The organism is Nitrobacter sp. TKz-YC01 (genome assembly GCF_047824785.1).
In the GTDB taxonomy this organism is placed as follows: Bacteria; Pseudomonadota; Alphaproteobacteria; order Rhizobiales; family Xanthobacteraceae; genus Nitrobacter.
Genome location: NZ_CP181167.1, coordinates 3214296 through 3236489 on the forward strand (window position 1 = coordinate 3214296; position 22194 = coordinate 3236489).

Below are 22194 nucleotides of genomic sequence, written 5' to 3' on the forward strand. Positions count from 1 at the left end.
CGGCGCAACCTGCAAACGACGGATTGTTCCCGCATTTCGCTTCCGTCCTGTACCCGATTGTCGTGCCCGGCAGCTATTCGTGAGGCCCGCCGCAACATCGAACATCATAAGAGAACAGCCATGAACGCCTGGGGACTTCTTGCCATCAGCATCGTCGCGGAGGTCACCGCAACAACGCTGCTCACCAAATCCGAAGGCTTCGGCAAGCCGGTCTACGGCGTCGCCGCGCTGGCGATCTTCGCTGGCTGCTTCTGGGCGCTGTCGCAGGTTCTGACCCGCATTCCGGTCGGCGTCGCCTATGCCATCTGGTCCGGGGCCGGCGTGGTGCTGATCTCGCTGATCGGCACCATATTCCTGCGCCAGTCGCCCAGCATGATCCAGATACTGTTTATCAGCCTAATCGTGATCGGCGCGGTCGGCCTCAACCTGACCACCAGCGTCTCGCATTGACGATCATTTGCTTATGACGGGATTCCGCATTCGCTTCCCGCCTGAAAGCGTCAGAACAGGCTCAACTGCTGCCCGCCGCGTTTCGGCCTGGCGAAATGGTCCGTCGTCAGCCTTGAGCGCTTCTTGTTGAGCCCCAGCCTCTCGCAGGCGATCTCGAAGCGGCGGCCGATCATCCATGCGATCGGTCCCGCGCCCTTCATCCGCGTGCCCCATTGTGAGTCGTAATCGCGGCCGTTGCGCATCTCGCGGATCAGAGCGAACACATGACGGTAGCGTTCCGGATAGCTCGCCATGAGCCATTCGCGAAATAGATCGCGCACTTCCAGCGGCAGGCGCAGCAGCACATAATTGGCTTCCCTGACGCCGACATGGGCGGCCGCATCGAGAATCCGCTCGATCTCGCTGTCGTTCAGCGCCGGAATCACGGGAGCCACCATCACCGTGGTCGGAATGCCTGCTTCCGACAGCTTGCGCAGCGCCTCCAGCCGCCGCATTGGCGTCGATGCCCGCGGCTCCATCGAGCGCGCGAGCCGGGCATCAAGCGATGTCACGGAAATCGCCACCTTCGCGAGATTGCGCTTCGCCATTCGCGCAAGGATATCGATGTCGCGTGTCACCAACGCCGATTTCGTGACGATGCCGACCGGATGCGACGCACGCTCCAGCACTTCGAGGATGCCGCGCATGATCCTGCTGCCGCGCTCGATCGGCTGATAGGGATCGGTGTTGGTCCCGATCGCGATCATCTTCGGCTCGTAGCCCTCGGCGGCCAGTTCCTTCTCCAGCAAGGCCGGCGCGTCCGGCTTCGCGAACAGCTTCGATTCGAAATCCAGCCCGGGTGACAGGCCAAGATAGGCATGGGTCGGCCTTGCGAAACAGTAGACGCAGCCGTGCTCGCAGCCCCGGTAAGGGTTGATCGAGCGGTCGAAACTGATATCGGGCGAGTCGTTGCGGGTGATGACTTTCCGCGCGGTGTCAACAGCGACCGTGGTTTTGAACGGCGGCAGATCGTCGAGGCTTTGCCAGCCATCGTCGAACGCGGTTCGCGCCTCCGCCTCGAATCGGCCGCTGACATTGGATTGCGCGCCGCGCCCACGCCGCCGCTCGCGATCGATCGCGACCTCAAGCTCGGCAAAGGACGACGCGGCCACCGATGCGGGCGGCGGCGTGACGGTCGAATTTCTGCGGGCGACGGAAGAGGCTCTGCTCATGGCGGGACCATAGCATCCGCGCAGAACAAATCAAGAACATACTTCGCGCTTCCTCGACCGAACGAGTCAGGCCGACGCTCCCCTCGCCTTCGGGCGGCGAAGATGTTCATCCAGCCGCGGCATGATCTCGACGAAGTTGCAGGGGCGGGTGCGGTAATCAAGCTGGTGCGCGAGGATGCCGTCCCAGCCGTCCCGGCAGGCGCCCGGAGATCCCGGCAGGCAGAAGATGAAGGTGGAGCCCGCGGTGCCGGCGGTCGCGCGGCTCTGGATCGCCGAGGTGCCGATCTTGGCGTGGCTCAGCATGTGGAAAGCAATCGAGAAGCCGTCCATCCGCTTGTCGAAGAGCGGCTCGACGGCCTCGGGGGTGACGTCGCGCCCGGTGAAGCCGGTGCCGCCGGTGGTGATGATGACGTCGATGCCGGGGTTGGCGATCCATTCCTTAATCAACGCTCGGATCGCCTCGACATCGTCGGTGACGATCTCGCGCGGGCCGAGCTTGTGACCGGCGGCGGTCAGCCGCTCGGCCAGTGTCGCACCCGACTTGTCCTCCTCAAGCGATCGCGTGTCGGAAACGGTCAGCACCGCGATGTTGAGGGGGACAAACGGCTTTGTCTCGTCGATGGACGGCATGGCGGTTCCAACTCACAAATCATCCGTCGCGAAGGTGTTGCAGGCCTGCACGGTGCCCTGCTGATAACCGGTCATGAACCAGCGCTTGCGCTGCGCGGCCGAGCCGTGCGTGAACGAATCCGGCACCACCCGGCCCGTCGACTTGCGTTGCAGCGTATCGTCGCCGATCGCAGATGCCGTGGTCAGCGCGGCCTCGATATCACCCGGCTCGAGGAAGTTCGGACGTTTCTTCGACTGGCGATTGACCCAGACGCCCGAAAGGCAATCCGCCTGCAACTCGACCCTGACCTGCAGCGCGTTCGCCTCCGCCTTGCTACCGGCCTGCTGCTGCAACCGGGTCACGCGCGGCAGAATGCCGAGCAGGTTCTGGATGTGATGCCCGGCCTCGTGCGCGATAATATAGGCGGCGGTAAACCGGCAGGCGCTGCCCGAACAGCCACGGAAGCGCGTTTCCACCTGCTTGAAGAACTCGGTGTCGAGGAAAATCTGTTTGTCCGGCGGGCAATAGAACGGTCCCATCGCGGACTGCGCCATGCCGCAGCGGCCGCCGTTGGTGGCGTTGCGGAACAGCACGATACGGGGGCCCGAATAACGCTGCCCGCTGGCCTGAAAGATTTCGTCCCAACGATCATCGATCTCGCCCAGCACGCCGGCGATCATGCTGCCCATCTCGTCGGTGGGCGCGCCGGGCTTGCCCTGCGAGGAGCGGCCGCCTGTCTGATAGCTCGGCGCCTGGCCGCCGCCGGTCAGGATTTCCGCGCCGCCGATCAAAAGACGCGGATCAATGCCGAAGGCGTATCCGACAATGCCGAGTATGAGAATGGTGCCGATGCCGAGACCACCGCGTCCCCTTGGAAAGCCGAACCCACCACCGCCGCCGAAGCCACCTTCCCCGCGACGGTCGTCGATGTTGTCGCTTCGGCGAAAATCATCATCACGCATGAGGTTCGTCCTCGTGTCCGATCGATCGGTCACTCGCCCGCAAGTGGCGGCGCCCGGCTAAAATACTCATCACGTTAATCAATAACCTGCCCGGCAATAATTGCCTATAGCGTTTTCGGACGAAGCGGAGTCCGGTTCGCGCGAAGAAAACACGCCGAATCAAAAAGCCGGAGTCTTCCACCGTTTCCCCGGAGCGGTGGAGGCCTCTCGCGCCCGCAAAATCCGGAAGTTCGCGGGTGACACCTGATGCGAACGTCGTATTCGGCGGCGGCGCGCGCAACAATTCTCCCGATGACGCGCGGATTTGAGATTCAACCAAACTGCACCGGAGCTGCACCGGAGAGTTTTTAAGGCACAGCGAGCAAAACTGCTTCCATCAGCGCCGACGACGAAACGACGCCCCTCCATCGCGGGCGAACCAAGACCAAGACGCAAGACAATAGTTGCGAGCTCAACAAAAGCTTTCTGCAATTAAGTCGATTTTTACTTTGACAGGTCACTATAGCGCCAGTCGGTTGTTTGGTCCCGCGTCGCCGACAGCGTCGCCTGAGTCAGAGTATTTGAGTCATGGGTGTGTCGCGTCGCGGGGCGTCTGCAAAGGCGTCCCGCACTAAATTTGACTCTCCCGTTTCGCGCATCATCATTGGCGATTGCGTCGCCGGGATGTCGAAACTTCAAGCCGGATCGGCCGATCTGATATTCGCGGATCCGCCGTATAATCTACAACTCAAGGGTGAGCTCAAGCGTCCCGACGAATCGCACGTCGACGCTGTGAACAGCGATTGGGACAAGTTCTCGTCCTTCTCCGCCTATGATGAATTCACCCGCGCCTGGCTGCTCGCCTGCCGCCGCGTCATGAAGCCGTCGGCCACCATCTGGGTGATCGGATCGTATCACAACATCTTCCGCGTCGGCGCGATCATGCAGGATCTCGGATTCTGGGTGCTCAACGACATCGTCTGGCGCAAGACCAATCCGATGCCGAACTTCCGCGGCCGCCGCTTCACCAACGCCCATGAGACCATGATCTGGGCCGCGCGCGACGAGAACGCCAAAGGCTACACGTTCAACTACGAAGCGTTGAAAGCCGCCAACGAAGATGTGCAGGCGCGCTCCGACTGGCTGATTCCGCTGTGCACCGGTAACGAACGGCTGAAGGACGAGGACGGCCACAAGGTTCATCCGACCCAGAAGCCAGAGGGGCTGCTGGCGCGGGTGCTGCTTTCATCGTCGAGGCCGGGCGATCTCGTCATCGATCCTTTCAACGGCACAGGAACCACCGGCGCTGTCGCCAAGCGTCTCGGCCGCAACTATATCGGCTTCGAACGCGACCGGACTTACGCGGCCGCGGCCGAGAAGCGCATCGCTGCGGTCGAACCGCTTCCCGAAGCCACCCTTGCTCCTTTCATGACCGCGCGCGAGGCGCCGCGCGTGGCGTTTTCAGAGCTGATCGAGCGCGGCATGATTTCGCCCGGCGCGAAACTCGTCGATGCGAAGAAGCGCCACGGCGCCCTGGTGCGCGCCGACGGCGCCATCATGCTCGGCGACAAGGTCGGCTCGATCCACCGCATCGGCGCCATGGCGCAAGGCGCGAATGCGTGCAACGGCTGGACCTTCTGGCATATCGAAACCAGCAAGGGCCTGAGGCTGATCGACGAGCTGCGGGCCGAAATCCGTAGCCAGATGGCGGCGGACTGAAGCGCTTGTCGCACCCGATATAATCCCGGACGGATATGCGCAGAGCGAACGGCGGTTAGCGAAACTCGCCCGTTGCATTGATCATAAAATCCACGCAGTGAATGGCTGCCTTGCGAACATCCTCCGGTCACCCCGGCTCAGGTCTCGCCCTACTCAAGCACGGACAGTGGAGTTTTCGATGATCAAGTTCTATTTCAATGGCGCGCCGAACCCGAACAAGGTCGCGCTGTTTCTGGAAGAAGCCGGTCTTCCCTTCGAACTCGTGCCGATCGACACCCGCAAGGGCGATCAGTTCAAGCCGGAATTCCTGAAGGTGAATCCGAACGGCAAGGTTCCCGCAATCGATGACGACGGCGTGTTCGTCTTCGACAGCAACGCCATCCTCCTTTACCTCGGCGAGAAGACCGGCAAGTTCATGCCGGAAAACACCCCGGCCAATCGCGCGCAACTTTTGTCGTGGATGATGTTCATCGCAAGCGGGCTCGGGCCGTATTCCGGACAAGCCGTGCACTTCAAGGATTACGCGCCGAAAGGTCTGGACTACGCGGTCAACCGCTATCAGTTCGAGGCGCATCGTCACTACAAGGTTCTCGACGACCATCTTGCCGGCAGCCGCTACATGGTCGGCGACACCTATTCGATCGTCGATATGGCGTTCTGGGGCTGGGCCCGCATGGCGCCCCGCGTGATCGGCGACAGCGTCGCCAGATACCCGAATTTCAAACGGCTGCTGGACGAGGTCTCGGCGCGTCCGGCAGCGGCGAAAGCGATCGCGCTGAAGGACAAGTTCACCTTCAAGACGGAAAACGACGAGGAAGCTTTGGGCTTCCTGTACCGTCACATGAAGACGAAGGCGTCCTGATCTCTCGCCTCAAGGCAAAACGGACCCTCCGGCTCATGGCGGAGGGTCTTCCTGTTGCTTGCGACGGGTTGCGAGCGCACGGATTTTCGTCTCCTCACCCAGCCCGTGCGCAATGACCTTTCGCATCAGGTTGGGCAGCGCTTCATCATCCAGCCGGGCGATCGGGACCCAGCGCATCCCCTCTGGCGCGGCGGTCCGCGCGGCGACGGCTGCGGTATAGACAGCAAGCTCGAGCGGGAAATGCGTGAAAATATGCGTGACCGCGCCAACCTTGCGCTGCCAGCGCGGAGCGCTTTCGAGGCACGGCGCCTGCTTCAGGGCGGCCGCATCATCCTGCGCGGCGAGCCACGTCGATGTCGGAACTTCGGTCATGCCGCCGAGCAGGCCTTTTGCCGGGCGCGTGCGGACCAGCACCTCATTGCCGCGCCTCACGACGAAGGCCGCGCCGCGCCGCAACTCGCCCGCCTTCTTCGGAGTCTTGCGGGGGAAGGTCTCCTGATCGCCGCGCGCCCGCGCGGCGCAATCATCACCCAGCGGACACAGCACGCAAGCCGGCTTCTTCGGCGTGCAGATGGCGGCGCCAAGATCCATCAACGCCTGCGCGATATCCCCAGCGCGGCTCTTGCCGTCGCGGCCAGCGCGTGTCTTCACGTCGCCAGCGCGGCCCTTGCCGGCGCGCCCGGATCGTGATGACCCGAGCAACGTCGCGGCCAGCGCCTGAATGCGCGGCTTCGCCTTCGGCAACGGTTCGTCCACGGCGAACAACCGCGACACCACACGTTCGATATTGCCGTCGACCGGCATGGTATGACGGTTGAAGGCGATGGCGGCGATCGCCGCCGCGGTATACGGACCGATCCCCGGCAGCGCGCGCAAGTCCTCTTCCGTATCGGGAAACCGGCCGCCGTGATCGCGCAGCACCGTAACGGCGCAGGCATGAAGATTGCGCGCGCGCGAATAGTAGCCGAGCCCGGCCCACATCCGTAGGATGTCATCGAGCGAGGCGCGCCCCATCGCCTCGACGTCCGGCCAGCGCGCCAGGAACTTTTCGAAATAAGGCCCGACCGCCTTCACGGTGGTCTGCTGCAGCATAATCTCGGACAGCCAGACCCGATAGGGATCGACCGTCTCGCCGGGCAGCGCGCGCCAGGGCAGTCGGCGGCGGTTGCGATCGTACCACTCCAGCAGCAACACCGGACGGTTGCGGTTTCCATCTTGCATCTTGTGCGTGTTACGTATCGCCGTTGCCGCCCGTGCCATCGCGCCATTCTCGTCGATGGAATCAACCTCTCCACGTCATGCCCGGCCTGGTGCCGGCCATCCACGTCTTTTTTGTGAGTGGCCGCAAAAGACGTGGATGGTCGGAATGAACCCATGGCGCCCTCGCGCCAGGCGCATCCCAAACGAAACCCCGGCATGCTATGATCCGCCGATGTCCAAGCCCGGCCCGATCTCAGCCAAGCCGCTGTCCGCCCTGCTCGGCAGTGTCTTCTCCGATGCCTATGCGCGGCAGGGATTTGCCTCGCGCGAACTGGTAACCCGCTGGGCGGCCATCGCCGGACCGGAGATCGCAGCGCATTCCGAACCGATAAAGATCCAGTGGCCTCGCCCGGTCGAGGGGCAGCAGCAGGAACCGGCGACGCTGGTGTTGCGGGTCGAAGGTCCTGTCGCGCTGGAGATCCAGCATTCCTCAGATATCATCTTGCAGAGGGTCAATCGCTTCTTCGGCTGGAACGCGGTCGGCCGGCTGGCCCTGCGCCAGGCGCCTTTATCGCGCAAGACCTCGCGGCGGATCGCCCGGCGGCCTGACGCGGCCGACGTGGCGAGGGTGGCCGGAACGCTGGCCTCGATCGAGGACGACGACCTGCGCGCCGCGCTGGCGCGTCTGGGAGCCTCGATCAAGCGGAATTGACGCGGCGGTGGACCGCGCCTCCCGCCAGCGCGCCATTGCCACAATTCCGGTTTCAAGCTAGCGAAGAAACATGTTTTCAGGCGCGATCGCGCCGTTTGGGGAGCAGACCCTTGATCATCACGCGCCGCGCCTTCAATGCCGCCCTCTCGCTGACCGGCCTCGCCGCCGTCGCCGGTCTTTCGCCCTGGCGCCTGTTCGGCGAGGCTCAAGCCCAGGATGCCGCCGCCATCGCCGCCGACGTGGCGAAGCCCGTCTCGCTGCCCGACATGGCGCTCGGACCCAAGGATGCCGCCGTCACCATCACCGAATACGCCTCGATGACGTGTCCGCATTGCGCGCGGTTCGCGGAAGACGTGTTTCCGAAGATCAAGGCGGAATACATCGACACCAACAAGATCCGCTATGTATTCCGCGAGTTCCCGCTCGACATCAAGGCCGCCGCCGGCGCGATGCTGGCCCGCTGCATCGCCAAGGACGACGCCGGAAAATACTTCGCGGTGATCGACACGCTGTTCAGGTCGCAGGACACATGGACCGGATCGAAAACCACGGAATCATTGAAACTGATCGGCAAGCAGACCGGACTGACGGAAGCTGAGGTAGAAAGCTGCCTGAAGGATCAGGCCCTGCTCGACAAGATCGCGGCCGACCAGAAATACGCCAATGAGGTTCTGAAGGTGAATTCGACGCCGTCGTTCTTCATCAACGGCGACTTGGTGAAGGGCGAGATCGCATTCGAGGATTTCAAGAAGAAGATCGATCCGCTGTTGAAAAAGTGAGGACGGCAGGCGAACAGCGGGTGGAGTTCCAAAGTCAGGATTGAGGGCGCGCATCGCTCGAAAAACGCCATAACCTTTGAAAAAGCCTCTGGAAAAGCCTGTCCGCGAGGTTGCCCCGGCTCGCCGCCATGGCCATTGTCGAACCTCGCGAGGCGCGCGGCCCAAAGCTGCCGACAGGACATATGATATTGTGACTTGGTATTGTGACTGTGGGCTGATTCGCGTCTTGCCAGCAGCAGAGTGTCCATGAAACTCACGCGCCTTCGCCTTCACGGCTTCAAGTCGTTCGTCGAACCCACCGATTTCGTGATCGCTCCGGGTCTCACCGGCGTGGTCGGGCCGAACGGCTGCGGCAAGTCCAATCTGGTCGAGGCGCTGCGCTGGGCGATGGGCGAGACCTCATACAAATCGCTGCGCGCCGCCGACATGGATGCGGTGATCTTCGCGGGCAGCGGCAACCGTCCGGCGCGCAACCACGCCGAGGTGGTGATGTCGATCGACAACTCGGATCACTCCGCGCCGTCCGCTTTCAACGATTCCGAGGCGCTTGAGATTTCGCGCCGGATCGAACGCGAGTCCGGCTCGGTCTACCGCATCAACGGCAAGGACGTGCGCGCCCGCGACGTGCAGATTTTGTTCGCCGACGCCGCCACCGGCGCGCGCTCTCCGGCGCTGGTGCACCAGGGCAAGATCGGCGAGATCATCCAGGCCAAGCCCGAACAGCGCCGCCGCGTGCTGGAAGACGCAGCCGGCGTAGCCGGCCTGCATGCGCGCCGTCACGAAGCCGAGTTGCGGCTGAAGGCCGCCGAGACCAATCTCACGCGCGTCGAGGACGTGATCGGCCAGCTCTCCGGCCAAATGGAAGGGCTCAAGAAGCAGGCGCGGCAGGCGATCCGTTATCGGGACGTCGCCGCGAAGGTGCGCAAGGCGGAAGCGACGCTGTTCCACCTGCGCTGGCTCGAAGCCCAGGCCGAGGTCGCGGAAGCCGCAAGAACCCATGACCTCAATGTCCGCGAACTGGCCGAACGCACCCGCGAGCAGGCCGAAGCCGCCCGCCTCCAGGCCGAACGCGCGGCTGAACTGCCCGCGCTGCGCGAGGCGGAAGCCCGCGCCGCCGCCGGCCTGCAGCGCCTTATCAACGCGCGCGAGACGCTGGATCGCGAAGAGGCGCGCGCGAAGGAGCGCGCCGCCGAACTCGATCGCCGGCTGACGCAGTTTGCATCCGATGTCGAACGCGAGCAGCGGCAATCATCCGACGCCGACGCCGCCTTGCAGCGGCTCGATGTCGAGGACGCCGAGCTGAAGGATGAGATCAAGCTGCGTGTCGAGACGCGCAGCGGCGTCGATGAACGCGCGGCGCAGGCGGAAGCGACGCTCGCCGCGGCCGAGACCACCTTCGCCGATTTGACGCGGGTGCTGGCCGACCTCACCGCCAGGCGCAATCAGCTCGAATCGAACGTGCGAACCCATCGCGACCGTCTGGCGCGCATCGATCAGCAGATCGCGGACGTACAGCGCGAGACCGAAGCGCTGGCGCAGCAGACCAGCGGTTTCGGCGATCTCGACGCGCTGACCGCGGCGATCGACAGCGCGCAGCAGGCGCTGACGCAATCGGAAAGTTCAAGCCGCGAGCGCGAGGCCGAACATGCCGCAGCGCGAGGCCATCTCGATGCCGCCCGCGCCGGGGTCGAGGCGGCGCGCGGACCGCTGCAGGACGCCGACAAGCGCGCGCAGCGGCTCGAGACCGAAGCCAAGACCATCGCCAAGATTCTCAACGGCGAAAGCAAGAACCTGTGGCCGCCGATCATCGACGGCGTCAGCGTCGACAAGGGCTACGAAAAGGCGATCGGCGCCGTGCTCGGCGACGACCTCGACGCCCCGGTGGACCCCTCCGCGCCGATGCGCTGGACCGGCGCCCCTGTGACGGCGGACGACCCAGTGCTGCCCGAGGGCGTGGAATCGCTCGCGGCCCATGTGCAGGCGCCGCCTGAATTGGCCCGGCGCCTTGAGCAAATCGGCGTCGTCGCCAGGGAGCGCGGCGCCGAGCTGGTCGCCCATCTGAAAACCGGCCAGCGACTGGTCTCGCTCGAAGGCGACGTCTGGCGCTGGGACGGCTTCGTGACCGCGGCCCATGCGCCGACCGGCGCGGCGCGCCGCCTCGCCGAGCGCGCGCGGCTGGCCGACATCGAGAGCGAGATCGAACGCGCGCGTGCTGAGGTCTCCGAGCGGCGTCAGGCGCTGGAGGCGGCGCAGCAGGCCGTCGCCGCCGCGAGCCAGACCGTCACCGCCGCCGCATCCGCCGAGAGCGAGGCGCGCAACGCCTGGCGCGCGGCGCAGCGCGAGGTCGATGCCGCGCGCGAACGTCATGCGCGGGCCGAACGCGAGATCAATCGTCACGCGGCGCGGCGCTCGGCGCTGACGGAGGCGCACAGCCGCCTGACCAACGATCGCCTCGAGGCGGCTAGCGCGCATGAAGCCGCGACAGCCGCACTCGGCGAACTGCCGCCGAGCCTCGACACCGAGACCAAACTCGGTGAGGTGCGGACGGAAATCGACGGCCATCGGCGCGCCGCCGCCCAGGTGCGCGCCGAAGCGCAGGCGCTGGCGCGCGAAGCCGAACTCGCGGATCGCCGTCTCCAGGCCATATCGGCCGAACGCAACGAATGGCAAACCCGCAGGCAAAGCGCGGCCTCGCAGATCGCGACCATCGAGGCGCGCCTGACCGAGGTGAAGGCCGAGCGCGCCGATCTCGACAACGCTCCCGCACTGTTTGCGGAAAAACGCAGCGCGGTCATCAGCGAAATCGAGCACGCCGAAAAGGATCGCCGCGACGCGGCCGACGCGCTGGCCGCCGCCGAATCCGCGATGGCGGAAACCGATCGCGCCGCGAGAGTCTCGCTGGAGGCGCTGTCCAGCGCACGCGAGGCCACCGCGCGCGCCGAGGAACGCATGGATGCAAGCAAGCGGCGGCTCGAGGATACCGAGCGGGAAATCCGCGACATGCTTGAGGTCGAACCCGATGCAGTGGCTTCACTGGCCGAAATTCAGCCCGGCGTCGATCTGCCGCCGCTGCCGGAGATCGAGGCCGATCTCGAAAAGCTGCGCCGCGACCGCGACCGTCTCGGCGCGGTCAACCTGCGCGCCGAGGAAGAACTGCGCGAGGTCGACACCCAGCACGCCTCGCTCGCCACCGAGCGCGATGATCTGGTGGAGGCCATCAAGAAGCTGCGCACCGGCATCCAGAGCCTCAACCGTGAGGCGCGGGAGCGGCTTCTGACCTCGTTCGAGACCGTCAACACCCATTTCAAGCGGCTGTTCACCGAGCTGTTCGGCGGCGGCGAGGCCGCCCTGCATCTGATCGAAAGCGACGATCCGCTGGAAGCGGGCCTTGAGATCATCGCCAAGCCGCCCGGCAAGAAGCCACAATCGTTATCGCTGCTCTCCGGCGGCGAACAGGCGCTGACAGCTCTCGCCCTGATCTTCGCGGTATTCCTCACCAATCCGTCACCGATCTGCGTACTCGACGAAGTCGATGCGCCGCTCGACGATCACAACGTCGAACGCTTCTGCAATCTCCTGCACGAGATGACCTCGTCCACGGAGACGCGCTTCGTCATCATCACCCACAATCCGATCACGATGGCGCGAATGAACCGGCTGTTCGGCGTGACCATGGCCGAGCGCGGCGTCTCGCAACTGGTGTCGGTCGATCTGGAAAACGCGGTGAAGATTCTCGACCAGAACGTCGCGTAAGGCGAGTGCCCCTCTCCTTCTGGAACAGGATGGCATGCATCACGAGCATCTTGTCATGGCCGGGCTTGTCCCGGCCATCTACGTCTTGACTTGCCGCCATCGCCCTTGAAACGAAGACGTGGATGCCCGGCACAATGGGCCTGTGCTCGGGCCGGCGAAGCCGGACCCGAGTGCCGGGCATGACGGTTTTCGTGTTGCAGATTTCATGGATGGCATCCATCTCGAAATGATCGTTCCTGACCTTCCACCCGTCTTGCGCACCGCGCTCGACAAAAAAGCGCAGGGCCTTTCCCGCAGCGATGCCGCTGCCCGCGCGGCGGCGATCTCGCAAACCTATCGGAGCGGCGGCGGTTCGAGCACGATCCGAAACGAATCCGACGCGCTGGCCTATGCGCTGGCGCGGATGCCCGCGACCTATGCGGCCGTGGCGGCCAGCCTCAATGCGCTTCGCGAGATCCATCCGCGGTTCACGCCGGTCAGCCTGCTCGACATCGGCGCCGGACCCGGAACGGCGACATGGGCGGCGGCGCAGGCGTTCGAATCCCTCGACGCGTTCTCGGCGATCGACGCCAATCCGGCGCTGCGGTCGCTCGCGCTCGATCTCGTGCGTGATGACTTACGTCTCAACGCGCTCTGCTATGCCCAACGCGAAGCATCGGCCGGGCTTCGCGATACGCCTGAAAGCGCCGATCTCGTCATCGCGAGCTATGTGATCGGCGAACTCGGCACCGACCGGCGGGCCGCGCTCGCCGAGTTGATGTGGACGGCGACGCGCGACACGCTCGTTGTCGTCGAACCCGGCACGCCCGCCGGCTACCAGCGAATCCTCGATCTGCGACGCCGGCTGATCGCGAAAGGCGCGCATGTCATCGCACCCTGTCCGCACAACGAAGAATGTCCGCTCGCCGCGTTCCCGGACGAAACGGGCACCGCTTCGCCTCGGGAAATAGCATCCCGCCAGAATGCCACGCCGGACTGGTGCCATTTCGTGCAGCGGCTGCCGAGATCCCGCGCGCACAAGCATATCAAGGGCGCGGAACTTCCTTTCGAGGATGAAAAATTCAGCTACGTCGTGCTGGCGCGATCGCCCACCCGGCAGCGTCCGGCGCGGGTGCTGGCGCCGCCACTGGTCACCAAGGCTGCGATGCGGCTCAAGCTGTGCCGGCCCGACGGCAGCGCCGGTTTCACGACGTTCCCCCGTCGTGACAAGACCAGCTACGCCCGCGTGCGCCGGATCGGCTGGGGCGACGCCGTCAACCTGACCGAGACGTGATCATTTGAAAATCAGGACGGGCGCGTAAAGACGTAGGCCAGCCCGGTCAGCATCAGAAGCGCCACCGCCGCCGTGAGCCACGGCCCGGGGTGGCTGCCGAACCAGAATCCCGCAAAGCCGATCGCCATGCCGCCAACCGCCATCAGCTTGGCTTTTACCGGGATTGCGCCGCGCTCGCGCCAGGCACGCAGCAGCGAGCCAAAACGCGGATGCTGCAACAGCCAGTTCTCCAGCCGGGGCGAGGAACGGGTGAAACAGGCGGCGGCCAGAATCAGAAACGGCGTCGTCGGCAGCACCGGCAGGAACGCGCCGATAAACCCGAGCGCGACGAAAAAGATGCCCGCCACCAGAAAAACGCCGCGCATCATCCGCGACGTGCCGACACGCGAATCCAGGGCGCCGGCCACCCCCGCGCCGAAAGATGGTTCGTCCGCTATCATTCGTTCGCCATCCTGATCCGCCACATCCACATCCTAGCTTCACACAGAACAAAATACCGGACAACTTGAACTTTTCTAACCGTTTTCCCGACCAAAAACCGCTGTCTTCCGGCGGAGCCTGCCGTTCGCGCGGAATATCGTCTACGGTAACCGCTTTCGCGTCGTCTCATCAGGAGCCTTCATCATGTCGACCGGCTTGATTATTCTCGGCGTCATCGTTGCCGCCGCCGTGTTCGCGCTTGTCGCGTATAACCGGCTGGTCGCGCTCAGCCAGCGCGTCGGACAGGCCTTCGCCGACATCGACGTGCAGCTCAAGCAGCGTCACGATCTGATCCCGAACCTTGTCGAAACCGTGAAAGGCTACGCCGCGCACGAGCGTGGAACACTGGATGACGTGATCAAGGCCCGGAACATCGCGATGTCCGCGCAAGGGCCCGCGCAGGTCGGCGCCGCCGAGAACCAGTTGAGCGGCGCGCTTGGCCGGCTGATCGCGCTATCGGAGGCTTATCCGGACCTCAAGGCCAATGCCAATTTCCAGCAGCTTACCAGCGAACTGTCCGACATCGAAAACAAGGTCGCCGCAAGCCGTCGCTTCTTCAACAACGCTGTCCAGGAATACAACACCGCCATCCAGCAGTTGCCGGCAGCATTGTTCGCGGGCGCGTTCGGTTTCACGCCGAAGGAGTTTTTCGATCTCGGCGCCAGCCGTCCCACCGTGGAACAGACGCCGCAGGTGAAGTTCTGAGGTTCTTTGCAATGCGTCGACACCGGCAGGACGGGCTCTCTGCCTTCATGCGGGCGAGGAAACGGATCGTCCGCGCGCGGCGCGCTGCAAACGGATTCGCCTGATGGCAGCCTACGGTCTCTACACCCACATCGCATCGAACAAGGTCCGCTCGATGTTTCTGCTGGGCGGGCTGTTCGTGCTGATCTACGTGATGGTGTTCGCCGGCGCGCTGATCGCCGAAGTGTTCCGGCTCGGCGCGGACTATCCTGCGTCGTTCTATATCACCAGCGCCTGGTATGACCTCATCGCCGCCCTTCCCTGGGCCACGGCAGGATCGGTGCTGTGGATCGTGATCGCTTATTTCTTCCACCAGTCGATCATCGACGCGGTCACCGGCGGCCACGACGTCAGCCGCAAGGAGCAGCCGCGGCTCTACAACTTGCTGGAAAACCTCTGCATTTCGCGCGGCATTCCGATGCCCAGGCTGAAGGTGATGGACACCGAAGCGCTCAACGCCTTCGCGACCGGCCTCAACCGCCGTCAGTATGCGATCACCGTCACCACCGGCTTGATGAACGGGCTCAACGACGAAGAGATGGAAGCGGTGCTCGGCCACGAGCTGACCCACATCCGCAATGGCGACGTGCAGTTGATGGTGGTCGCCGTCATCATAGCGGGCGTCGTTGGCTTCGTCGCGGAACTATGTTTCCGCACCTTCCTGCGCAGCGGCGCACGACTGAGTGGCGGCAGCGGGCGGACCTCGCACTCATCATCCTCCCGCAACAGCAAGGGCGGCGCCGTCATCGCCGTGATCCTGGCGATGGTGCTGATCGTGCTGGCCTGGTTCCTGTCGCAGGTGGTGCGGATGGCGCTGTCGCGCTCGCGCGAACTGATGGCTGACGCGGGCTCGGTTGAACTGACCAAAAATCCCGACGCCATGATCTCGGCGCTGCGCAAGATCGAGAACCGCGGCGAACTGCCCGGCGTCACCTCGTCGGTGATGGAAATGTGCGTCGACAACCCGCGTCAGGGTTTTGCCGACCTGTTCGCCACCCATCCCTCCATCGAAACCCGCGTGCGCGCGCTGGTGAGATATGCCGGCGGCCGCGATCCCGGACCGATGCCGTTGCCCGCCGAGCGCCCCGCGACCGATCCGAATTTGCCCGAGCTGCCGCCGGGACCCTGGAGCAAGCCCACCGCACCGGACGCTGCGGGACCGGACGCCGCCACGCCGCCTGTTCCCGGCCCCTGGAGCCATCGCTCCTGATCTTCATCAGCCGCGTGAACGGGTCATCTGCTGCCACGCTCGATGAAGGGATCAATGTCCCTCGAACGCCATCAGCGTCCGCACCGGGACATCCATCGCGCGCAGCTTGGCGGCGCCGCCGAGATCCGGCAGATCGATGATGAAACAGGCCGCCACCACGTCAGCGCCGATCTGGCGCAGCAGCTTCACCGCGCCCTCGGCGGTGCCGCCGGTGGCGATCAGATCATCCACCAGAATGACGCGCTCGCCCTTCGCGATGGCATCGACGTGCATTTCCATTTCGTCCGTGCCGTATTCAAGCGCATAGGCCATCCGCACGGTCTGGTGCGGCAGCTTGCCCTTCTTGCGGATCGGCACGAAGCCCGCGGACACCTGATGCGCCACCGCGCCGCCCAGGATAAAGCCGCGCGCCTCGATCCCCGCGACCTTGTCGATCTTCGAGCCGGCCCAGGGATGCACGAGCTGATCGACGGCGCGGCGGAACGCGCGCGCATCGCCGAGGAGCGTGGTGATGTCCCGAAACATGACTCCCGGCTTGGGGTAGTCCGGAATCGTGCGGACGGCGGCTTTCAGATCGTCTTCGAGGATCATGAGTGTTCACATCCGATCGTGTTGGCGTTCCCTTCGTTCCCTCCCCCCTTGTGGGGGAGGGTTAGGGAGGGGGGGTGAACGGCGAGCACTGCCTTCGTGGTACCCCCACCCCCAACCCCTCCCCACAAGGGGGAGGGGAGCAGTACGTGCTTCGTCGCTACGCTCCGCGCAATGACGGGTTAAGTCGTCTCCCTCCCCAGCCGGAACGCGTTCTCCACGATCCGCAAGCCGACCTCGCCGCCGAGCGACATCAGCGATTCCGGATGAAACTGCACGCCGCCGACCGGCAGCGACCTGTGCTCAATCGCCATCGGTACTCCATCGTCGGTGGTCGCGGTCACCTCAAGCACCTCGGGCAAACGGTCGCGCTCGACATAGAGCGAATGATAGCGGCCGATCACGATCTCGTTCGGCAGATTGCGCATCAGCCGTCCGCCGCGATTTTGCACGCGCGATGGCCTGCCATGCGCCGGCTGCGCGAGTTGACCGAGACGGCCGCCGAAATACTCACCGATCCCTTGCAAGCCGAGACAGACGCCGAACACCGGCAGCTTCTTCTCCAGCGCGAGACCGATGGTTCTGGCCATGCCGAAATCCTCGGGCCGGCCGGGACCGGGCGACAGCACCAGCAGGTCATAGCTTTGCCTGTCGAGCATCTCCCGCGCGTGGACATAGCGCACCACGCTGACGCGCGCGCCGACCTGGCGGAAATAGTCCGCCAGCATGTGCACGAAGCTGTCGTCGTGGTCGATCAGGAGCACGCGCTTTCCGGAGCCGGTCGCATCCGGCGCCACGGCCGAGAGCGGCTTCGGCGCATCGCCGCGCAGCGCCTGGAACAGCGCCGCCGCCTTGGTCTGGCACTCGCGGTCCTCAAGCTCCGGCTTGCTGTCGAACAGGCAGGTGGCGCCGACGCGCACTTCGGCGAGGCCGTCCTTCATGCGGATGGTGCGGATGGTCAGGCCGGTGTTGATCGAGCCGTCGAAGCCGACGACGCCGAACGCGCCGGCATACCAGCGCCGCGTCGAGCGTTCGTTATCCTCGACGAACTGGATCGCCCACTTCTTCGGCGCGCCCGTCACCGTCACCGCCCATGCGTGGGTGAGAAATCCATCGAGCGCATCGAAGCCGGACCGCAGGATGCCTTCGACATGATCGACCGTGTGAAACAGCTTCGAATAGGTTTCGATCTGGCGGCGCGCCAGCACCTTGATCGTTCCGGGCATGCAGATGCGCGCCTTGTCGTTGCGATCGACGTCGGTGCACATGTTGAGTTCGAACTCGTCCTTCTCGGAGTTGAGCAGTTCGCGGATCTGCTCGGCGTCGCCGATGGCGTCGGCGCCGCGCGCGATGGTCCCGGAAATCGGACAGGTTTCGATGCGCCGGCCATCGCTGCGCACGAACATTTCCGGCGAGGCGGAGACAAGAAACTCGCCGTCTCCGAGATTGACCAGTCCGCCATAGGGCGACGGATTGATCCGGCACAGCCGCTGAAACACCTCGGCCGGCGAGCGCTCGCAGGGCTCGGCGAACAACTGCCCCGGCACCGCCTCGAACAGGTCGCCGCGCGCGAACGCGGCGCGCGCCGTTTCCACCGTCGCCTGATACTCGCCGGGAGCGTGATCGGTGAAGCCCTGGCGCGATGTCCTCGCATAGACGCTTTCGGGCGTCTCGCGCGGCTGCCCTTCGGTGGATCGGCCTTTCCATGCGAAATCGTACGACAGCACGACGCCATGGCCGGCGGCGCGGTCATAAGCCAGCAGGCGATCGGGAATGAACAGCACGATATCGCGCTGATCGCCTTCGCGCGGGCGTTTCTGCACCAGATCCTCAATCTGGAACACGAGGTCATAGGCGAACGCGCCGTACAGCCCGAGCATGGGATCCGCCGACGATGCGAACGCCGCCACCAGCGCCCGCACCAGCGACATCACGCTTGCGCGCCGGGTGCGCTGGTCTTCCTCCACCGGCGCATCGCCGCGGACGATATGGCCGGCGATCCGGCGGGCGGTCTTCCCGGTGACGACCGCGCAGGGCTCGCTCAGGGTCTCGCCAAGGAAAGCGATCAGCACCTCGCCGCGAGCATTGGTGGCCTCGATGGCAAAATTGAATCCCGTGGTTTCGATCCTGAGCGGCGGATCGGCGAAGCCGAGATCGAAACTCTCATAACGGCCCGGCACCGTCGTGCCGGATGACAGCACCACGCCGCGGCGGCTGTCGAGCAGACCGATCAGGTCGTCGAGCCTGCTGCCGCCGGTAAAGTGTTCGATCGACCGGCTGATCGAGAGGCCACCGGCAGTCAGGTACTCGCTTTGCGCGGGAAGGGAAAAGACGGTCCTGTTCATGCAGTCCTCTTACGAGACTTGCGGAGAGAGCGCCACACAGGACAAACAAAAAGGCCGTCGCTCTGCATGACGGCCCTCGACGATCAGAAAGAAATGCAAAATCGTATCAGCCACCCTTCAGAAGGTGGGTCGCCAGAAGCGGAACGGGCGAATGACGGTATCCATGGCGGAGAAATCATCATTCCGGTGGTGCGATGTCAAGAGCGTTCGCGGCCGGACGCGGGCCGCCTTCGCAGCAAGGTCGAATTCGCCGCGATCACGCGGTTGCGCATCCAGCAATCCGGGTTAGATTCCCGCCCCTGATTTTGATCTGACGCGTTTTCTTCACGCGAACCGGTTTCACGTCGCTCGAAAACGCTATAGGCCGGGAGAACATCATGACGTTCAAAGTCGTGAGCGATAGTTTCAAGGATGGCGACTACCTCGACAAAGATCATGTCCTGTCGGCGGATTTCGGTTTCGGCTGCGCGGGCGGCAACCGCTCGCCGCACCTGCGCTGGAGCGGCGCGCCGGAGGGCACGAAGAGCTTCGCCGTGACCTGCTACGATCCGGATGCGCCGACCGGCAGCGGCTTCTGGCATTGGGTCGTCATCAATATTCCGGCCTCGGTGAGCGAGCTTGAACTCGACGCCGGCAATCCCGACAGCGGCAAGCTACCAGCCGGCGCGTTGCAGACCCGCACCGATTACGGCGCCGCGCACTACGGCGGCCCCTGCCCGCCGGAAGGCGATCACCCACATCGATATATCTTCACCGTGCATGCGGTCGGCGGCGACATCAACGCCGATGCCGACACCTCGGCGGCGGTGATCGGGTTCCAGCTTCATTTCAACACGCTGGCGAAATCCGCGGTGATGGGCCTGTTCAAGCGCTGAGCGACGTCCGTCCGGAAAGAACGCGGAAGGCGCGCGTGGGCGGTTCGCTCAACCGCCGTCATGGCCGGACCTGTTCCGGCCATCCACGTCTTGAAAACCAGAAAAAAGAAGACGTGGATGCCCGGCATAAAGCCAGACATGACGAAAGGTGAATGCCATCGAGCCTTTTCGCTTCTGATGGAATCAGAAGCGAGGCTCTCAGATCTTGATTTGGCGCGTTTTCTTCACGCGAACACGTCATCCACTTCGCTCGAAAACGCTATCGCTGTCTGAATCGGCTTCGCCGCAGGGAAAGCTGCAAACAAAAAAGGCTCCCTCGCGGGAGCCTTTTGATTTGAGAGCGCGCCGCAAATTCAGTGCGCGTCGGCCCAGACCGCCCGCTTGGTGAAGTAGAGCAGTCCGGCAAGGATGACCATGAAAATCATGACCTGAAAGCCGAGCCGCTTGCGCTCCTCGAGCTTCGGCTCGGCGGCCCACATCAGAAACGCCGCTACGTCCTTCGCATACTGATCGACGTTCTGCGGCGCTCCGTCGTCGTAGGTAACCTGATCGTCCGACAGCACGCTCGGCATCTTCATGGCATGGCCGGGGAAGTACCTGTTGTAGGTCGATCCGTCCGGCAGCTTGAACCCTTCCGGCGGGGTATCCTCGAACCCCGTCAGAAGAGCGTGGATGTAGTTCGGACCCTTCTCCTGAAACTGGGTGAAGGCATCGAAGATGAACTGCGGGAAGCCGCGCTCATAGCCGCGCGCCTTGGCCATCAGAGAAAGATCAGGCGGAGCCGCGCCGCCATTGGCCGCGCGGGCAGCGTTCTCGTTCGGGAACGGCGACGGAAACTTGTCGGCGATACGTCCCGGCCGCTCGAACATGTCGCCGGCGTCGTTGGGCCCGTCCTTCACCTGAATCTCGGCGGCCAGCGCCTCGGCCTGGGCGACCGAGAGGCCCGGGCCGCCCGGATCCGTCAGATTGCGGTAGTGCACGAGGTTCATCGAATGGCAGGCCGCGCAGACTTCCTTGTAGACCTTGTAGCCGCGCTGCAACTGGCCCTGATCGAATTTTCCGAACGGGCCGGCGAACGACCAGCTCATCGAGGGCGGAGTCGAGCCATGATCGGACGCTCTTGCCGTCGAGCCGCTATCCAGCGCGAGCAGCCCGACAACTCCGATCACCGCCAGCGCCGAGGCCACGACGCTTTTCTTCTTCCCCAGCACGTCATCGGCGATCGAATTGGGGACAGCTCGCGGCTTCTCGATGCGGCTCAGGATCGGCAGCACGATCAGGAAGTAAGCGAAGTAGCACGCGGTCAGGATGCGACCGGCGATCACATAGACGCCCTCCGGCGGCTTCGCGCCGAGATAACCGAGACCCAGACACACGCCGACAAAGATCCAGAAGCACTGCTTGGCCAGCGGACGATAGCGCATGGAGCGGGTCTTGGCGGAATCGAGCCAGGGCAGAAACGCCAGGACCAGAATGGCGCTGAACATCGCCACCACGCCCGCGAGCTTGTCCGGGATCGAGCGCAGGATCGCGTAGAACGGCAGGTAGTACCATTCCGGCACGATGTGCGGAGGCGTCACGCCCGGATTGGCCGGGATGTAGTTGTCGGGATCGCCGAGATAGTTCGGGATATAGAAGACGAACCAGAAATAGAACAGGATGAAGCAGGCCAGGCCGAACGCATCCTTGATCGTCGCATAGGGTGTGAACGGCACCGTATCCTTCGATGTCTTGGGCTCGACCCCGGCCGGATTGTTCTGTCCCGCCACATGCAGCGCCCAGACGTGCAGCACGACCACGCCCGCGATCACGAACGGCAGCAGGTAATGCAGCGAGAAGAAGCGGTTCAGCGTCGGGTTTCCGACCGAATAACCGCCCCATAGCAGGGTCACGATGCTTTCGCCGAAATAGGGAATGGCGGAAAACAGATTGGTGATGACGGTCGCGCCCCAGAAACTCATCTGACCCCACGGCAGCACGTAGCCCATGAAGCCGGTCGCCATCATCAGCAGGTAGATGATGACGCCGAGGATCCAGAGAATCTCGCGCGGCTCCTTGTAGGAGCCGTAATAAAGACCGCGAAGCATGTGGATATAGACGGCGATGAAGAACATCGAGGCGCCGTTCGAATGAAGGTAACGCAGCAGCCAGCCGTAATCGACATCGCGCACGATGGCTTCGACCGAGTTGAAGGCAAGATCGGCATGCGGCGTGTAGTGCATCGCGAGGATCACGCCGGTGATGATCTGCACCCCGAGCATGAAGGAGAGGATGCCGCCGAACGTCCACCAGTAATTCAGGTTGCGCGGCGTCGGATAGGCGACGAACGAGGAATGAACGAGACCGAAGATCGGCAGACGACGCTCGATCCATTTAACGACGGGATTCTTCGGCTGAAAGGTGGAGGGTCCGCTCATGATGCGATCCTGACGAATGAGACGA

At 64.1% G+C, this 22194-nt stretch carries 19 protein-coding genes; 11 read left to right on the forward strand and 8 right to left on the reverse strand.

The window, feature by feature from the left end:
- Nucleotides 1-120: 120 nt before the first annotated feature.
- On the forward strand, nucleotides 121-450 hold the full coding sequence (locus tag ACMYR2_RS15345) for a multidrug efflux SMR transporter (protein ID WP_347262753.1): 330 nt from the start codon (nucleotides 121-123) through the stop codon (nucleotides 448-450).
- A gap of 50 nt (nucleotides 451-500) precedes the next feature.
- Here ACMYR2_RS15345 and ACMYR2_RS15350 read toward each other — a convergent pair whose 3' ends face one another.
- The 3 genes from ACMYR2_RS15350 to ACMYR2_RS15360 all read right to left on the reverse strand — a co-directional run bounded on the left by ACMYR2_RS15350 (nucleotide 501) and on the right by ACMYR2_RS15360 (nucleotide 3233).
- A complete protein-coding gene (locus tag ACMYR2_RS15350; RefSeq protein ID WP_347262752.1) occupies nucleotides 501-1661 on the reverse strand; it encodes a PA0069 family radical SAM protein in 1161 nt (386 codons plus the stop codon).
- A 66-nt stretch (nucleotides 1662-1727) separates the two neighbouring features.
- Nucleotides 1728-2291, reverse strand: a complete 564-nt coding sequence (gene moaB / locus ACMYR2_RS15355; protein WP_347262751.1) for a molybdenum cofactor biosynthesis protein B — start codon at nucleotides 2289-2291, stop codon at nucleotides 1728-1730.
- Between the two features lie 12 nt (nucleotides 2292-2303).
- Nucleotides 2304-3233 (reverse strand): neutral zinc metallopeptidase, encoded by a 930-nt coding sequence (locus ACMYR2_RS15360; RefSeq protein WP_347262750.1) that lies wholly within the window; start codon nucleotides 3231-3233, stop codon nucleotides 2304-2306.
- 567 nt (nucleotides 3234-3800) lie between these two features.
- On the opposite strand from ACMYR2_RS15360, the gene ACMYR2_RS15365 reads away from it, so the two are divergent.
- Nucleotides 3801-4931 carry a site-specific DNA-methyltransferase gene (locus tag ACMYR2_RS15365; RefSeq protein WP_347262749.1) on the forward strand — a complete coding sequence of 377 codons (1131 nt, stop codon included), beginning with the start codon at nucleotides 3801-3803 and terminating at the stop codon, nucleotides 4929-4931.
- Nucleotides 4932-5109: 178 nt separating this feature from the next.
- Entirely contained in the window at nucleotides 5110-5793 is a 684-nt protein-coding gene (locus ACMYR2_RS15370) for a glutathione S-transferase family protein (protein ID WP_347262748.1), read from the forward strand.
- A 33-nt stretch (nucleotides 5794-5826) separates the two neighbouring features.
- On the opposite strand, the gene ACMYR2_RS15375 is transcribed toward ACMYR2_RS15370, so the two are convergent.
- Complete coding sequence (locus tag ACMYR2_RS15375) at nucleotides 5827-7053, reverse strand: A/G-specific adenine glycosylase (RefSeq protein WP_416193253.1); 1227 nt, start codon at nucleotides 7051-7053, stop codon at nucleotides 5827-5829.
- Between the two features lie 172 nt (nucleotides 7054-7225).
- Here ACMYR2_RS15375 and ACMYR2_RS15380 point away from each other — a divergent pair, with 172 nt between their 5' ends.
- The 4 genes from ACMYR2_RS15380 (at nucleotide 7226) to ACMYR2_RS15395 (ending at nucleotide 13510) form a co-directional block, all read left to right on the forward strand.
- Nucleotides 7226-7705, forward strand: a complete 480-nt coding sequence (locus ACMYR2_RS15380) for a DUF721 domain-containing protein (RefSeq protein ID WP_347262746.1) — start codon at nucleotides 7226-7228, stop codon at nucleotides 7703-7705.
- 110 nt (nucleotides 7706-7815) lie between these two features.
- Nucleotides 7816-8484, forward strand: coding sequence for a DsbA family protein (locus ACMYR2_RS15385; RefSeq protein WP_347262745.1), 669 nt, complete (start codon nucleotides 7816-7818; stop codon nucleotides 8482-8484).
- A 246-nt stretch (nucleotides 8485-8730) separates the two neighbouring features.
- Nucleotides 8731-12237, forward strand: a complete 3507-nt coding sequence (gene smc / locus ACMYR2_RS15390) for a chromosome segregation protein SMC (protein WP_416193254.1) — start codon at nucleotides 8731-8733, stop codon at nucleotides 12235-12237.
- A 226-nt stretch (nucleotides 12238-12463) separates the two neighbouring features.
- Nucleotides 12464-13510, forward strand: a complete 1047-nt coding sequence (locus ACMYR2_RS15395; RefSeq protein WP_347262773.1) for a small ribosomal subunit Rsm22 family protein — start codon at nucleotides 12464-12466, stop codon at nucleotides 13508-13510.
- Between the two features lie 11 nt (nucleotides 13511-13521).
- Here the strand turns inward: ACMYR2_RS15395 and ACMYR2_RS15400 are convergent, their stop codons facing one another.
- Nucleotides 13522-13875 carry a YbaN family protein gene (locus tag ACMYR2_RS15400; RefSeq protein WP_347262772.1) on the reverse strand — a complete coding sequence of 118 codons (354 nt, stop codon included), beginning with the start codon at nucleotides 13873-13875 and terminating at the stop codon, nucleotides 13522-13524.
- Between the two features lie 259 nt (nucleotides 13876-14134).
- Between ACMYR2_RS15400 and ACMYR2_RS15405 the strand changes: the two genes are divergently transcribed.
- Together ACMYR2_RS15405 and ACMYR2_RS15410 are read left to right on the forward strand one after the other, a co-directional pair.
- A complete protein-coding gene (locus tag ACMYR2_RS15405) occupies nucleotides 14135-14695 on the forward strand; it encodes a LemA family protein (protein WP_347262743.1) in 561 nt (186 codons plus the stop codon).
- A 103-nt stretch (nucleotides 14696-14798) separates the two neighbouring features.
- On the forward strand, nucleotides 14799-15944 hold the full coding sequence (locus ACMYR2_RS15410; RefSeq protein ID WP_347262742.1) for a M48 family metallopeptidase: 1146 nt from the start codon (nucleotides 14799-14801) through the stop codon (nucleotides 15942-15944).
- A 51-nt stretch (nucleotides 15945-15995) separates the two neighbouring features.
- Here ACMYR2_RS15410 and ACMYR2_RS15415 read toward each other — a convergent pair whose 3' ends face one another.
- Complete coding sequence (locus tag ACMYR2_RS15415; RefSeq protein ID WP_347262741.1) at nucleotides 15996-16535, reverse strand: adenine phosphoribosyltransferase; 540 nt, start codon at nucleotides 16533-16535, stop codon at nucleotides 15996-15998.
- 179 nt (nucleotides 16536-16714) lie between these two features.
- On the reverse strand, nucleotides 16715-18877 hold the full coding sequence (locus tag ACMYR2_RS15420; RefSeq protein ID WP_347262740.1) for an anthranilate synthase component I: 2163 nt from the start codon (nucleotides 18875-18877) through the stop codon (nucleotides 16715-16717).
- A gap of 66 nt (nucleotides 18878-18943) precedes the next feature.
- Between ACMYR2_RS15420 and ACMYR2_RS15425 the strand changes: the two genes are divergently transcribed.
- The gene (locus ACMYR2_RS15425) at nucleotides 18944-19180 is read left to right on the forward strand and encodes a hypothetical protein (protein ID WP_347262739.1); all 237 of its coding nucleotides are present in this window, start codon (nucleotides 18944-18946) and stop codon (nucleotides 19178-19180) included.
- A gap of 74 nt (nucleotides 19181-19254) precedes the next feature.
- Nucleotides 19255-19752, forward strand: a complete 498-nt coding sequence (locus tag ACMYR2_RS15430) for a YbhB/YbcL family Raf kinase inhibitor-like protein (protein WP_347262738.1) — start codon at nucleotides 19255-19257, stop codon at nucleotides 19750-19752.
- A 353-nt stretch (nucleotides 19753-20105) separates the two neighbouring features.
- On the opposite strand, the gene ACMYR2_RS15435 is transcribed toward ACMYR2_RS15430, so the two are convergent.
- A complete protein-coding gene (locus tag ACMYR2_RS15435) occupies nucleotides 20106-22169 on the reverse strand; it encodes a cytochrome c1 (RefSeq protein ID WP_347262737.1) in 2064 nt (687 codons plus the stop codon).
- Nucleotides 22170-22194 lie beyond the last annotated feature (25 nt).